At 62.5% G+C, this 13,060-nt stretch carries 12 protein-coding genes; 5 read left to right on the top strand and 7 right to left on the bottom strand.

Going from position 1 to position 13,060, the window contains the following annotated elements; translation table 11 throughout:
* Entirely contained in the window at positions 1 to 768 is a 768-nt protein-coding gene (locus tag AC3WP7_RS14655) for an ABC transporter ATP-binding protein (protein WP_093123960.1), read from the top strand.
* 12 nt (positions 769 to 780) lie between these two features.
* Positions 781 to 2,199, top strand: a complete 1,419-nt coding sequence (locus AC3WP7_RS14650) for an FAD/NAD(P)-binding protein (protein ID WP_102591760.1) — start codon at positions 781 to 783, stop codon at positions 2,197 to 2,199.
* Here AC3WP7_RS14650 and AC3WP7_RS14645 read toward each other — a convergent pair.
* Genes AC3WP7_RS14645 through AC3WP7_RS14630 form a run of 4 tightly spaced genes read right to left on the bottom strand, consistent with a single transcriptional unit; the run spans position 2,191 to position 6,799 of the window.
* Positions 2,191 to 3,435: an efflux RND transporter periplasmic adaptor subunit gene (locus AC3WP7_RS14645; protein WP_102591761.1), complete on the bottom strand. Its 1,245-nt coding sequence runs from the start codon at positions 3,433 to 3,435 to the stop codon at positions 2,191 to 2,193. The genes AC3WP7_RS14650 and AC3WP7_RS14645 overlap by 9 nt on opposite strands.
* Positions 3,425 to 4,903: a TolC family protein gene (locus AC3WP7_RS14640; RefSeq protein WP_071491948.1), complete on the bottom strand. Its 1,479-nt coding sequence runs from the start codon at positions 4,901 to 4,903 to the stop codon at positions 3,425 to 3,427. Before AC3WP7_RS14640 ends, AC3WP7_RS14645 begins: the two co-directional genes overlap by 11 nt.
* Positions 4,896 to 6,095 (bottom strand): ABC transporter permease, encoded by a 1,200-nt coding sequence (locus tag AC3WP7_RS14635; RefSeq protein ID WP_093512827.1) that lies wholly within the window; start codon positions 6,093 to 6,095, stop codon positions 4,896 to 4,898. The genes AC3WP7_RS14640 and AC3WP7_RS14635 overlap by 8 nt, the downstream gene beginning before the upstream one ends.
* Entirely contained in the window at positions 6,092 to 6,799 is a 708-nt protein-coding gene (locus AC3WP7_RS14630) for an ABC transporter ATP-binding protein (protein ID WP_102591762.1), read from the bottom strand. Before AC3WP7_RS14630 ends, AC3WP7_RS14635 begins: the two co-directional genes overlap by 4 nt.
* A 357-nt stretch (positions 6,800 to 7,156) precedes the next feature.
* Between AC3WP7_RS14630 and AC3WP7_RS14625 the strand changes: the two genes are divergently transcribed.
* Positions 7,157 to 7,915, top strand: coding sequence for a TetR/AcrR family transcriptional regulator (locus AC3WP7_RS14625; protein WP_092244948.1), 759 nt, complete (start codon positions 7,157 to 7,159; stop codon positions 7,913 to 7,915).
* A gap of 168 nt (positions 7,916 to 8,083) precedes the next feature.
* On the opposite strand, the gene AC3WP7_RS14620 is transcribed toward AC3WP7_RS14625, so the two are convergent.
* Positions 8,084 to 9,145 carry an FUSC family protein gene (locus AC3WP7_RS14620; protein WP_092244949.1) on the bottom strand — a complete coding sequence of 354 codons (1,062 nt, stop codon included), beginning with the start codon at positions 9,143 to 9,145 and terminating at the stop codon, positions 8,084 to 8,086.
* Between the two features lie 90 nt (positions 9,146 to 9,235).
* Complete coding sequence (locus tag AC3WP7_RS14615; protein ID WP_092244952.1) at positions 9,236 to 10,852, bottom strand: NADP-dependent glyceraldehyde-3-phosphate dehydrogenase; 1,617 nt, start codon at positions 10,850 to 10,852, stop codon at positions 9,236 to 9,238.
* A gap of 138 nt (positions 10,853 to 10,990) precedes the next feature.
* Between AC3WP7_RS14615 and AC3WP7_RS14610 the strand changes: the two genes are divergently transcribed.
* Positions 10,991 to 11,851, top strand: a complete 861-nt coding sequence (locus AC3WP7_RS14610) for a Dyp-type peroxidase (RefSeq protein ID WP_093123941.1) — start codon at positions 10,991 to 10,993, stop codon at positions 11,849 to 11,851.
* Here AC3WP7_RS14610 and AC3WP7_RS14605 read toward each other — a convergent pair.
* Positions 11,848 to 12,270 (bottom strand): winged helix-turn-helix domain-containing protein, encoded by a 423-nt coding sequence (locus tag AC3WP7_RS14605; protein WP_092244954.1) that lies wholly within the window; start codon positions 12,268 to 12,270, stop codon positions 11,848 to 11,850. The two genes, AC3WP7_RS14610 and AC3WP7_RS14605, sit on opposite strands and share 4 nt — an antisense overlap.
* 592 nt (positions 12,271 to 12,862) lie before the next feature.
* On the opposite strand from AC3WP7_RS14605, the gene AC3WP7_RS14600 reads away from it, so the two are divergent.
* The gene (locus AC3WP7_RS14600) at positions 12,863 to 13,024 is read left to right on the top strand and encodes a hypothetical protein (protein ID WP_016969018.1); all 162 of its coding nucleotides are present in this window, start codon (positions 12,863 to 12,865) and stop codon (positions 13,022 to 13,024) included.
* Positions 13,025 to 13,060 lie beyond the last annotated feature (36 nt).

Genomic DNA, 13,060 nt, shown 5'->3' with positions numbered 1-13,060 from the left:
ATGCGCCAGCCCGCCACCGATGCCGCGCAGTCGTCGCTGCTGACGGTCAACGATATCGAAGTGATCTACGACGGCGCGATCCTCGCGGTGGCCGGGGTTTCGCTGAGCGTGCCCAAGGGCGCCATTGTGGCCTTGCTCGGTGCCAATGGCGCCGGCAAGAGCACCACGCTCAAGGCCATCTCCGGGCTGGTACGTGCCGAGCGGGCCGAGGTCAGCCGCGGTGTGATCGAGTACGCCGGCGCCGACCTGGCCGGCATCGACCCCAGCCAGCGCGTGCGCCAGGGCATGGTGCACGTGTTGGAAGGCCGCCATGTGTTCGGCCAACTGAGCGTGGAAGACAACCTGCGCAGCGGCGGCTTTGTGCGACGCCTGAGTCGCCGGGACCTGGAGCACGACCTGGAACGCCTCTACGCCTGGTTCCCACGGCTCAAGACCAAGCGCCATACCCGCGCCGGCCTCACCTCCGGCGGCGAGCAGCAGATGGTCGCCATCGGCCGGGCGTTGATGACCCGTCCTACTTTGGTACTGCTCGACGAGCCGTCCATGGGTTTGGCGCCTATGATCGTGCAGGAGATTTTCGAGATCATCGCGCAGCTCAACCGTGAGCAGCAGGTGAGCTTCCTGATCGCCGAGCAGAACATCAACGTCGCGCTGAACTATGCGTCCCACGGCTACGTATTGGATACTGGGCGCGTGGCCTTGAGTGGCAGCGCCGCTGAGCTGTTGGCGCGGGGCGACTTGCATGACATTTACCTGGGCAAACAGTAAGGGCGACTTCGCATGACTGAATCCATCCGCAACGCTGATGTCCTGATCATCGGCGGCGGCCTGAGCGGCACGATGCTGGCCGTGCAACTGCTGCGCCTGCCGGGCCAGCGCCGGGTGCTGGTGATCGAACCGCGTGCCGAGCTGGGCCGGGGCGAGGCCTACAGCGCCGTCGAACTGGGCCACACCCTGAACGGCAACGCGGCGCGCATGAGTGTCGACCCGGACAACCCTGACGACCTGACCCAATGGCTCACCGACTACATCGGTGCCGGCGGCTGGCCTGAGTCCGACCAGCAACACGTGCCGATCAGCGAACTGTTCCCGCCACGCGGGATATTCGGCTTGTATGCCCAGCAACGTTTGGCCGAGGCGAAGGCGCAGTCCGCATCCAGCGTGGAGCATGTGCGTAGTGAGGTAGTCGACCTGCAAGTGGATGAAGGCTCAACCCTGCTGACCCTCGATAACGGTCAGCAATTGCGTGGCGCGTTTGCGGTACTGGCTACCGGCATGTTCCCGGCGGCGCGTACACCGCAGACTGAATCCAGCGGGCTGAACGCAGCGGCGGTGGACCCGTGGGACCTGAGCGCGATGCGCCGGATCGACCCGCAGGCGCCGGTGCTGATCATCGGTTCCGGGCTGACCATGGTCGACGCCGTGGTGTCCCTGGAACAGGCCGGGCATCGCGGGCCGATCGAGGTGTTCTCGCGTCACGGCCTGCTGCCCCATGTGCGGCGGCAACCGCCGGCCTGGGGGGATTTCCTTGGGGAGGACCACCGCCTGCGCAGCCCTCGGCAGTTGCTGCGCGAGGTGCGCCGGCAATGCGCGCTTGCACGGGAGCAGGGCATCGACTGGCAGGCGCCGCTGGACACCGTGCGCGTGCATATCGCGCGCCTGTGGAGCCAGGCCAGCGAGCGCGAGAAGCGCCAGTTCGTGAGGCATGTACGGCCCTGGTGGGAGAGCCATCACCACCGCTCGCCGCCGTTGAGCGCGCAGTTGGTGGCGCGCTTGCACGAAGAGGGGCGGTTGCGGATCCGGGCGGCGTCGTTCAAGGGGTTGGAACCTTCGGGTGAAGGGGTGACGATTCGCTTGCGTTATCGCGGCGAGCAAGGCATCACCCAGGTCTCGGGCGCAGCGCTGATCAACTCCAGCGGTATCGAATACGACTGGCGCCGCGTGGCGCGGCCGCTGCCCCGGCAGTTGCTCAAGCGTGGGCTGATCCAGCCAGGGCCGCTGGCGTTGGGGATTGCGGCGGATGCGTCGGGGGCAGTGGTGGACGCCCAGGGGCAGGTCAGCCAGCGCTTGTTCGCCATGGGCCCGCCGTTGCGTGGGATGTGGTGGGAAAGCACGGCGGTGACTGATGTAGCGCTGCAAGCCAAGGCACTGGCCGCAAAGCTGATGCCCCTCCCACATAGGGTTTTCCATTTATCTTGAGGTCTTCACAAGGCCGGGTTTCAGGCCGAAGACTTCGACGCCCTGCGCGGTTGATTGCCCCGTGGTCACCTTCACCCGCTCCACCGGCTTATCCATCGTCTCCCGATACTCCACCGTGTTGTCCGCCTGGATTGCCTGGCTGGGAATCACCATCGCCTGGGCATTGTTGTAGGTCACGATGGTCAGCCGCGCACTCATCCCCAGGCGCACCCGTTGCAACTGCTGCGGCGTGAGTCTGGGGATCGACAGGGTCACCGGAAACTGCGCGCTGCCCTGGCTGTCGTTGGCAATTGCCAAGCCGCTGACCACGCTTACCGAGCCGGTCAGTCGCTCGCCATCAAACCCGTCGCCCAGCACTTCCACCGCCTGGCCCTGATGCAACTGGTTGATGTCCAGCTCCGAAACCTTGGCGATGATTTTCAGTCGTTCAATGTTCGCCAGTCCAAACAGCACCTGGCCCTGGCTGACCTTGCTGCCGGCCTGCACCGGGGCATTGTTGTTGCCGCCGCCCTGGGATGAGGTGTTGCCCGGTGGCGGCACCACGATGCCGGAGAACGGCGCCTTGACCTCCTGGCCGTCGAGCAGCTTGTGCAGGGCGTCGTATTTCACCGTGGCGTTGGTCAGCTCCATGTCGGCGATCTGGCGGTACTCGCCCTTGCCCTGGTCGATGGCCTGTTGCAGTTCGCTGCGGGCGGACGCGAGATCCAGTTGCTGCTGCTGGGTCTGTTGCCTGAGGTCGTCCAGTTCATTGCGCGGGATGATGCCGCGCTTGAACAGGTTTTCGCTTTCGGTGAGTTTGCGCTGGGTGTTGCCGGCGGTCATTTCGGCGGTGCGCAGGCTGCGGCGGGCGCGGCTGACGGCGGGGCTGCTGTCCCAGTCCTGCATCTCTTGCACGGTGCGCCGAGCCTTGAGCTGGGCGGAAAGCGCTTCGCGCAATTGCACCTCCAGGGTGGCCGGGTCCATGCGCAACAGCACTTGGCCGGCCTCGACCCGCTGACCTTGCTCCACCAGGTTGGCTTGCACGTTGCCATCGAAGGGCGCGGTGAGGGTGATGGTGGTATCAGGCTCGATCTTGCCTACCAGGCCGATCCGGTGCTCCAGCGCTTCGGGTTTGACGACCAGCCACTGTTCGCTGGCACCGCCCGGATCGGACGCCGGGCTGCGCAAGGCCAGGCCCGCACTGCCCAGCAGGACGATCAACACAGCACCCAGCAGGCGTTTCTGATTAGTAGTCATTGAGGGCGATTTCCCAACTTTCCAGCGTCATGCCCAGGGTCAGGTCGAGCTGGGTCTGGGCGTTCAAATAAGCGATCAGCGCATTCAGTTGCGCGTTTTCGGCGTTGCGCAGGTCGGTCTCGAAACTTAGTACCTGGAAGTTGGTGGAGCGTCCGGCGCTGAGTTTTTCCCGCTCGATCTCGATCTTGCGCCGCGACAATTCCACGGCGCGCTGGGAGATTTCATACTGGCGCCAGCGGGTGCCGAGGTCACGCACCACATCGTTGACGCTGCGTTCCAGTTCCTGGCGTGCATCGGTGATGCGGATGGCCTGGTCCTCCACATTCACTCGCGCGCGCACTTCGGCCTGGCGCGTGCTGATATCCCCGATGGGAATCTGCACTTGCACCCCGGCGTAGCTGTCCCAGGTACGGTTGTTGGAACGGCCGGTATCGTTGTCGGTGTTGGCGCGCACCTGGTTGGCGCCGGCCACCAGGTCCACTTGCCAGCGGCCCGAGTCCTTGGCGATCACCAGGTTGAGGTCGGCCTGCTGGCTGCCGAGCAGGGCGGCGAGGTATTCGGGTTGCTGGGTCTGCGCCAGGTTGAAGGCCTGGCGCTTATCGATCTGCATGGGCCTGGCCTCCAGGGCTTCGGTGGCGCGAATCGGCGTGGACAGGTCCAGGGCCAGCAGGCGCAGCAGCGCCAGGCGGCTGGTGTCCAGTTGGTTTTGTGCTTCTTCCACGCCCAGTTGCTGGGTGGCGATATCGGCTTCGGTCTGCACGATTTCGAATTCGGCCATGCGCCCGGCACTGATCAGCGCCTTGTTCACTTCCAGCAAGGTGCCGGAACGCTTGAGCGCATCCTGCACGATGCTCAGTTGTTCCTGGGCACGCAGCAGTTCGCGGTAGGTGGCAATGATCTGGCTGATGGTTTGCGCGACGGTGGCCTTGAGGTTCAGGCGGTTGGCCTGTTCCGACAGGCGCGACAGGCGCAGCGGCGCGGTGGTGGCGTCCCAGCCGGCACCGCGCAGCAGCGGTTGGATGATTGCCAGGTCCAGGCCGTCGCTGCGGTAGCGACCGGCGCGGTCGGCGTTGCTCAGTTGCTGGGTCCAGGCCATGCTCAGGCGCGTGCCGTACTCGCCAAGCAGGCTGGTGGCGGGCGCCACGTTGGCATTGCGCGTATTGTCGGCGGAGCCCCGGGTGCTGCGGTAGTAACTGTTGAGGGTGAGCTTGGGGTTGAACACATCTTCGGCCACGCGCAGGTCGAACTTCTGTGCCACCCGTTGCAGGTACGCGCTGCGGATCGCCGGGTTGTTGCGCAGGCCCAGGTACACCGCATCCCCGAGGGTCATGGCGGTGGTCTGGGCATTCAACGAAACGCTGCGCTCGTAGCCGCTGCGGGTGGTGCTGGGTGCCGATGGTCTGATGACCACGTCGGCGGCCATGCCGGGCAGGCTGGCGAATGCGAGCAGCCATAGCCATTTACTCATCGCGCAGGGCCTCCACTGGCTGCAACCGCGAGGCCGAGACCGCCGGGTAGATGCCGAAGAACAACCCCACCAGCAACGTGCTGCCCACCCCCAGCGGCAGGGCGGCGACCGCCAGGGCAAATTCCCAGCCCGACAGCCAGGCGTACAGCCAGGCCGCCGTCATGCCCAGCACGGCGCCACACAGGGCACCGACGGCGGTGAGGGTCACGGCTTCGAGCAGGAACAGGTTGCGGATGTCGCGCTGGCGTGCGCCGAGGGCCATGCGAATGCCGATCTCGCGACGGCGCTCCGAGACGTTCATCAGCATCACGTTCATCACCCCGACGCCACCGCCCACCAGGGAAATCGCCCCCAGGGCCAGCAGCAGATACGCAAAGGTGCGGCTTTGCCGGGTCAGGCCGTCGATCATTTGCTGGGGCACCTGGATGTCTGCATCGTGGTCGGAGAGCTGCGAGCTCAGGGCGCCAGCCACGTCCTTGGCAAGGCGTTCCATGTCCTGGCCGGGCGTGGCGCGGATGATCACGTTGCCGATCTGCGGTGTGGCATAGATGCGGCGCATGCCTTCGGCGGGGATGAACAGCGACTCGTTGGCCTGCACCGGCATCAGCATCGCCCGGGGCTGGTTGCGCAGGATGCCGATGATCAGGAACAGATAGTCGTTGATGCGCACACGGTCGCCCAGTTGCAGCGGGTCACCTGGCGCACCGAGCGCCTGGGCCAACTGGTCGCCGATCACGCCGTAGGTTTCATTGGCATCGAAGCTCGACAGGAAGCGCCCCTGCTGCATCACCAGGCGCATCGCGTCCTTGATGTCCGGCGTGCTGCCGACGAAGTTGGCGTTGGTGGTGCGACCGTGGAACACGATCGGCCCGCTGAACAGCGTGAGGGCGCCGATATGGGCAATCCCCGGCACGGTTTGGCGCACCGCGTCCAGGTCGAGGCGGGCAGGCATGGGGATACTGCTGCCGTCCTTGGGCGGGAACTGGGCGATCAGGGTGTCGGTGCCCATGTCCTTGAAGATCATCGCCGCGTCGGTGGCGGCGTTGTGGCCGATATTGATCAGCGCCACCACCGACGAACTGCCGATGACGATGCCCAGCAAGGCCAGGACCGAACGCTTGCCCAGCGTGCGCAGGCTGACGAACGCTTCATGCAGCAGTTGGCTGAGGCTTTGTTCGACCCGCAGGTTCATAGGCTCCCGGCCTCTTGCACCAAACCATTGCGCACCAGGATCTTGCGCTCCAGGCGCTCGGCGATATGCGGGTCGTGGGTGACGATGATCAGCGTGACTTGCTGTTCGCGGTTCAACGCCAGCAGCAGGTCCATGATCTCCTTTGCAGTGGTGCTGTCGAGGTTGCCGGTGGGTTCGTCGGCGAGGATCACCGAAGGCTTGCCCACCAGTGCCCGCGCGATGGCGACCCGTTGGCGCTGGCCGCCGGAGAGGTCGGCGGGGCGATGGTGGGCGCGGTCGGCCAGGCCGACCTGATCCAGCATGCGCAGGGCCTGTTCCACCGACTCATGCCGCGACACGCCGCGATAACTCAAGGGCAGGGCGACGTTGTCCAGGGCGCTGAGGCGCGGCAGCAGGTTGAAACTCTGGAACACGAAGCCGATCTGCTGGTTGCGGATAGCCGCCAACTGATCCGGTGTGGCATTGAAAATATCGTGGCCGGCGAAGTGGTACTGGCCGCAATTGGGCAGGTCCAGCAGGCCGAGGATATTCAGCAGGGTACTTTTGCCCGAACCGGAGGCGCCAAGGATGCCGCAGCTGTCGCCACTGGCGATGGACAGGCACACATCATCGAGAATGGCCAGGTGTTGCCCGGCCAGCTGATAGCTTTTACCGATGCCTTGCAGGGAGATCAAGCCTGGGTGCGCGGGGGTATCTGTCATCATGACTACGCCTGCAGTCTCGACGATGCCGTGCTGCCCCCGGAAAAGCATTGTTACAAGTTCGGGAGCGGCCTGGCGTGCGTCACGGACTGGTTTTATTTCTTGTTTTTAAAATATTGTTTGAATACTAACCGTGTTCCCGCTGCTTCGCCAGCCATGGATATAGAGCGGTTTCATCCTTTGAAACGATTTCCTCCAGGGGCCTCCAGGCCGCTCAAAATTCATCCGACCAGTCTCAAAGAGCCCGTGGGCGCAGGCTTTTGATCATATGGCGCAGTGTCACTACTTGCTTTCAGGCGGCGGCCCCGGTATAAAAAATCAAATTATTTTTTAAAACAATATTTCCCACGTGGAACTTCTATGGTCGCGAAGAAAGTCAGCGCTCCAAACATTACCAAGACTCGATTGCTGGATGCGACAGAGGCTCTCTTCATCAAGTACGGATATGACGCGGTTTTGTTACGGCAGATTACCGAGCGTGCCCAGGTCAACCTGGCGGCGGTGAACTACCACTTCGGGGACAAGGATTCCCTGATGCAAACCCTGCTCAAGCAGCGCCTGGAACCGCTCAACGAGCAGCGCCTGGAACTGCTGGCGCGGTGTGAGGCCGAGTCCGACGGCCCGCTGGACTGCGACACCTTGCTCGGCGTGCTGTTTGCCCCGGCCATGGGCCTGGAGCGCAGCGACCCGGCCAGTGCCAATGGGGAAGGGCGTTCGTTCATCCGTTTCCTGGGCCGGGTCTACAGCGATACGTCGCCGTTTATCCAGGAATACCTCAAGGTGCATTACCAGCCGGTGTTCCAGCGTTTCTTCGAAGCCTTCGCCCTGGCCTTGCCGGACCTGCCGCGCAATGAACTGGGGGTGCGCCTGCAATTTGCCCTCAAGGCGATTTCCGGGGTGATGGCCGGCACCGAGCTGCGCCTGCTGATGAACTCCATGAGCCTGGGCCGCCCGGCCACGGATGCCGAGGTGATGGCCAAGTTGATCACCCTGGTGTCGGCGGCGATTCGCGTGCCGCAGCAGAGCCCGGAAGCGGAAACTGCATTGGCCAAAGTGCTGGACACCCAGCGGGCCATTCGCGAACAAGCGGCAGCTCCCGCTGCCAAGGCTTCACGCTAGGTCAAATCCGATACAAAAAAAAGCCCGCTGGGGCGGCGGGCTTGATATGCAACGTTTGTAACGGATGAGGCTTCACCCTACGTTTCGGGATGTGAATAAAACGTGAAAAATATGTAAGAGAAAGTGTGAAAGTGTTGACTCTGGTAAATGCGGCAACAGGCCACCTCTCTAGATCTTCCAGCGTCCGGCAGTTTTGGCCAGGCGTTGGCGCATCGCATCCACGTTTGCCGCCAGTTGTACCGTCAACAACCGATAGCCATCCAGCGCGCTGTAGACCGGCGTATCCAGTGCTGGCTCGGTGCCTGTGATAGGGCTGGGCCGCTGCAACCGCTCCGTCACCCCCGACTTCAACGCCCGCGCCATCCCCACCAACTGCACCCGGATCTGCCGATGTTCGGTCCTCAACATCACCTGCATCCGCGCCATCGCCTGTTCATCCCGTGGATCGGGCCGGGTATTGCCAAGAATCTCCAGGGTACTGATGCACATACGCAGATGCCGCTGGATCGCGTCCAGCTCGGTCATGGAAATCCGCACTTCCTTCGACACCGACGGCATCAGCGAACGCAGTTGCACCATCGACGCATTCAAGCGGTTGAGCAGCTTGACGTGCTCATCATCGGTGACCGACTGGCCATTGATGATCCGGCTGTAGATCGCCGCACAATCGCGAAGCGCACTGGCCAGGTTGTAGCGCCACGAATACACGGCGTACAGCGGCAGGGCGAACGAAAACGCCAAGGCCAGCACAATGCCGATCAAGATATCGACGGTGCGCCATAGCCCATCGGAGATCGGGTTGTCCCCGTGGCCGGCGACGATAAACACGGTGATCGCTGACAACAGGGCGATGTAGCCGCCCTTGCCGATGGCGTGATAGGAAAAGAACCCGCACACCGCCGACATCAACAGGTAGGTCAAGAAGGGCAGGCCGAAGTAGGCCTGCTGCACCACCACCACCAAGCCGACGCTGGCGCCGATCAAGGTGCCATAGGCACGCTCCACGGCTTTCTTGCCGATATTGCCGTGGTGCTGCAAACCACCGATCACGATCAGCATGGTCACCGACGCCCACTCACCGTGGGGCAGGTTGATACCGGTGGTCAGCAGGATTGTCGCCAGCAAGCCGATGGACACGCGCACGGCGTGAATCAGCTTGGCATGGCGGTAGCGGCGGTACGGGTCGAGCAGTGGGCGCAACAGGCGCCGGGCGAAGAAGGGCAGGTTCATCGGTAGTAAAGTGGCCTCGAAATTCAGGGGGTACGCGGTCCAAATGTGGGAGGGGGCAAGCCCCCTCCCACATTTGGGTCTGTAGCGTTTTCAGAAGATGTAGTCGGTAGTCAGGAAGCTTGAATCGCGGTTACGCAATATGTCGCTGACCAGCGCCTTGTTGCTCTCCTGGAACTTGGTCGCCACCAAAGTGCGGATCGAGAACACGCGCAAGGCGTCATGTACCGACAGCGTACCCTCGGCCGAGTTCTTGCGCCCGTTGAACGGGAAGGTGTCCGGGCCGCGCTGGCACTGGGCGTTGATGTTGATACGGCCGACCTGATTGGCGAAGGCGTCCACCAGGCGCCCGACTTCCACGGCGTTGGTGCCGAAGAGGCTCAGTTGCTGACCGAAATCGGAGTCGAGCACGTACTCGATCACGGTCTCCAGGTCGCGGTAAGGCACGATCGGCACCACCGGGCCGAACTGCTCTTCGTGGTACACGCGCATCTGCGGGTTCACCGGGTACAGCACCGCCGGGTAGAAGAACGAACCGCGACTTTCACCGCCATGCTCATTCACCACCTTGGCGCCATGTTGCGCGGCATCGGCTACCAGGCTGGTGAGGTAAGCCACCTTGCCCACTTCGGGCAATGGCGTCAGCGCCACGCTGTCTTCCCACGGCATGCCGGGCTTGAGCGTGGCCAGTTTCTGGTTGAATTTCTCGATAAAACTGTCGACGACATCTTCATGCACGAAGAGGATTTTCAACGCGGTACAGCGTTGGCCGTTGAACGACAGCGAACCTGTAACGGCTTCGCTGACCGCATTGTCCAGGTCCACCTCGGGCAGCACGATGCCGGGGTTTTTCGCATCCAGGCCCAATGCCGCGCGCAGGCGGTGTGGTTTCGGGTGTAGTTTTTTCAGGTCGCTGGCGGCCTTGTTGGTGCCGATAAACGCAAAGATATCGATCTTGCCGCTGGCCATCAGCGCACTGACGGTTTCACGGCCGCTGCCGTAGATCACGTTGATCACCCCGGCCGGGAAGCTGTCGCGGAACGCCTCCAGCAACGGGCGGATCAGCAGCACGCCGAGCTTGGCCGGCTTGAACACCACGGTGTTGCCCATGATCAGCGCCGGGATCAGCGTGGTGAAGGTTTCGTTCAGCGGGTAATTGTAGGGGCCCATGCACAAGGCCACGCCCAGCGGTACGCGGCGGATCTGGCCGAGGGTGTCCTGTTCCAGCTCGAAGCGGCTGGAACGGCGGTCCAGTTCCTTGAGCGCGTTGATGGTATCGGTGATGTAGTCGCAGGTGCGGTCGAATTCTTTCTGCGAGTCCTTGAGGTTCTTGCCGATCTCCCACATCAGCAGCTTGACCACCGCGTCGCGCTGTTCACGCATGCGCCGCAGGAACGCTTCGACATGCTGGATGCGCTCGGCCACGCGCATTGTCGGCCATTCGCCCTGGCCGCGGTCATAGGCACGCACGGCGGCGTCCAGGGCGGTAAGGGCGGTCTCGGCGTCCAGCAGCGGCGTGCTGCCGATATGCACGCGCTCGTCGCCAAACTGCACCGGGCTTTGCACCTTGGCCAAGGGGCCGTTCCATACCTGCAACTGGCCGTCGACCAGGTAATCACGCTGTTCAATGGGCGCTCCGAGCTGGAACTGCTCGGGAACTGCGGCGGCGGAGGCGGGAAACAGCTGGGCGAGCAGGTTGCTGGTGGTCATGGCGCTACCCCTGGAATAGTTGCAAAACATGACTAGAGAGTCACCCAACAACAGGCTCTATGGCAAGGCTTGCGCGCTTTCTTGTACGCAGGGCTGTGCCCGGCGGTTAAACTGCGCGGCTTTTCAGAAGGAGTTCACATGAGTCAGTACCAGCCGGGCATTCTTGCCGCACCGGTGCCGTTGCAGGCACGCCATCTGTTTTTTGCCGTGGAGGCTCTGGCAGCCGTACCCGCTGCGTTGGACGCACTGGTGCAACTGACCGATTCGGCGGCAGTGGTCGGTCTTGGCGAGCCGCTGGTTGCCGCACTGGGCGCACGCGTTGAAGGCTTGCGCAGTTTTCCGGCCATCAGCGGGCCGGGCGCGCATAACCCGTCCACACAGCAGGCGCTGTGGGTGTGGCTGCATGGCGTGGATCGCGGTGAACTGCTGTTGCGCAGCCGTGCATTTGAAAAGGCCCTGGCTCCGGCATTTCGCCTGGTGCAGATGACCGAAGGTTTCCGCTACAAGACCGGCTTCGACCTCACCGACTACGAAGACGGTACCGAAAACCCCCACGACGACGCCGCGGTCGACGCCGCCCTGACCGACAGCGGCGCCAGCTTCGCCGCGATCCAGCAATGGCAGCACGACCTCGATGGCTTCGCTGCGCTGCCGGCTCAGGAGCGCGACCACATCATCGGCCGCCGCCATGGCGACAACGAAGAACTCGACGACGCCCCCGAGTCCGCCCACACCAAGCGCACCGCCCAGGAAAGCTTCACCCCGGAAGCCTTCGTGGTGCGCCGCTCCATGCCCTGGGCCGAGAATGGTCAGGCGGGCCTGATGTTCCTGGCGTTCGGCCATTCCTTCGATGCGTTCGAAGCGCAACTGCGCCGCATGAGCGGTCTGGAGGACGGGATTGTCGATGGCCTGTATCGCATCAGCATCCCCTTGACCGGTGGCTACTACTGGTGCCCGCCGATCAAGGATGGCCACCTGGACCTGAGCGCCCTGGGCTAAAGCACGCCGCTGGCCACACGTTCACCGCCTCCCGACGGTCTCATCGCCCGCGGGTGCGCCGCCCGCTCGAACCAGGTGGGCGCGACAAAACGATAGCCCATGCCCGATGCCGTGGCGATGTACGGCACATCGTCATCGCCCAGCGTGCGGCGCAGAGTCTTGATCTGTGTGCGCAGGTTGCATTCCTCGACCACCCGTTTCGGCCAGGCAATGTCGAGCAATTCGGTTTTCTGCAGCAATTCGCCGGGCCGCGAGGCAAGGGCGATCAGCAGGGTCAGGGCGCGGTTGCCAAGGTTTACCGGCTGGTCATGCCTGAGCAGTTGGTGGCGCTTGGGCAGCAGTCGGTAAGGGCCGAAGTGAATCTCAACGCAACCGTCGTCTTTGAGGAGAGTGGTGGGTGAATAATTCATGTCGGTCATAGATCACCTGGAAGATTTCTATATAGCCGGCCTGAAAGCGAGTCCTTTGGTTATTAGTGCAGTTGCACTAGCAGGCGCGGAGGAAAGTTGCTCGCCAAGCAATTGGGGTGCTTGGGACGAGTTATCAAACGCGATGATTAAGTCGCTTCTGTTACAAATCAAAATGTCTGGGAAGTTGGGCAAAAGGCTATTAGCGAAAAATGTGAAGTAATCGCGAAAATAAATGCCGGGTGTCGCTAGGTGGCGCGTTTCAAAAGAGGCTTATTGTTCGGCATTGTTCAGTGGGTATTAGCAGAGTGCCCGTAAACATTGGTCTTGAGCGTGTTTTTGTTTTTCTCTGAAAGTTCCATGTCACTCAGTCGATGAATTTTTTTCAACGCCAGATTGAGCCAAACCTTTCACAACCTGTATCTGAAACGTTTCACAAGCTTTCACAGCGAAGGCGTTTTGATCGTGAGTAGTATGGGGCCCATGCAAACCAACAACGGTTCGAAGGCGCATTGTCTGACGTTTTGGGTCTTCATCGGTTTGCATACTTTCAGCGTGCTGTTGCGCAACTGAATAACTTCCCTATCGATGCAAGGAGATGAACATGGCTGATGTCCCACCAGTAAAAGCAGGCGGCGCCGACGACGCTATCGCGAAGATGGAAGCGACCTTCAACATGGCTATCGAGAAGTCGGCCAAGATCACCGAAATCAGCACCGCGAAAAAAGCCGAGCTGGACGCCACCAAACAGCGTCCGCAGAACTGATTCGCCAAACGGGCGGCGCTGGCGCTGCCCGTTTAC

This window comes from Pseudomonas sp. FW305-3-2-15-C-LB1 (assembly GCF_058787615.1).
The sequence above is the reverse complement of the archived record's forward strand: the minus strand, read 5'-3'. Positions and strand labels throughout refer to the sequence as shown.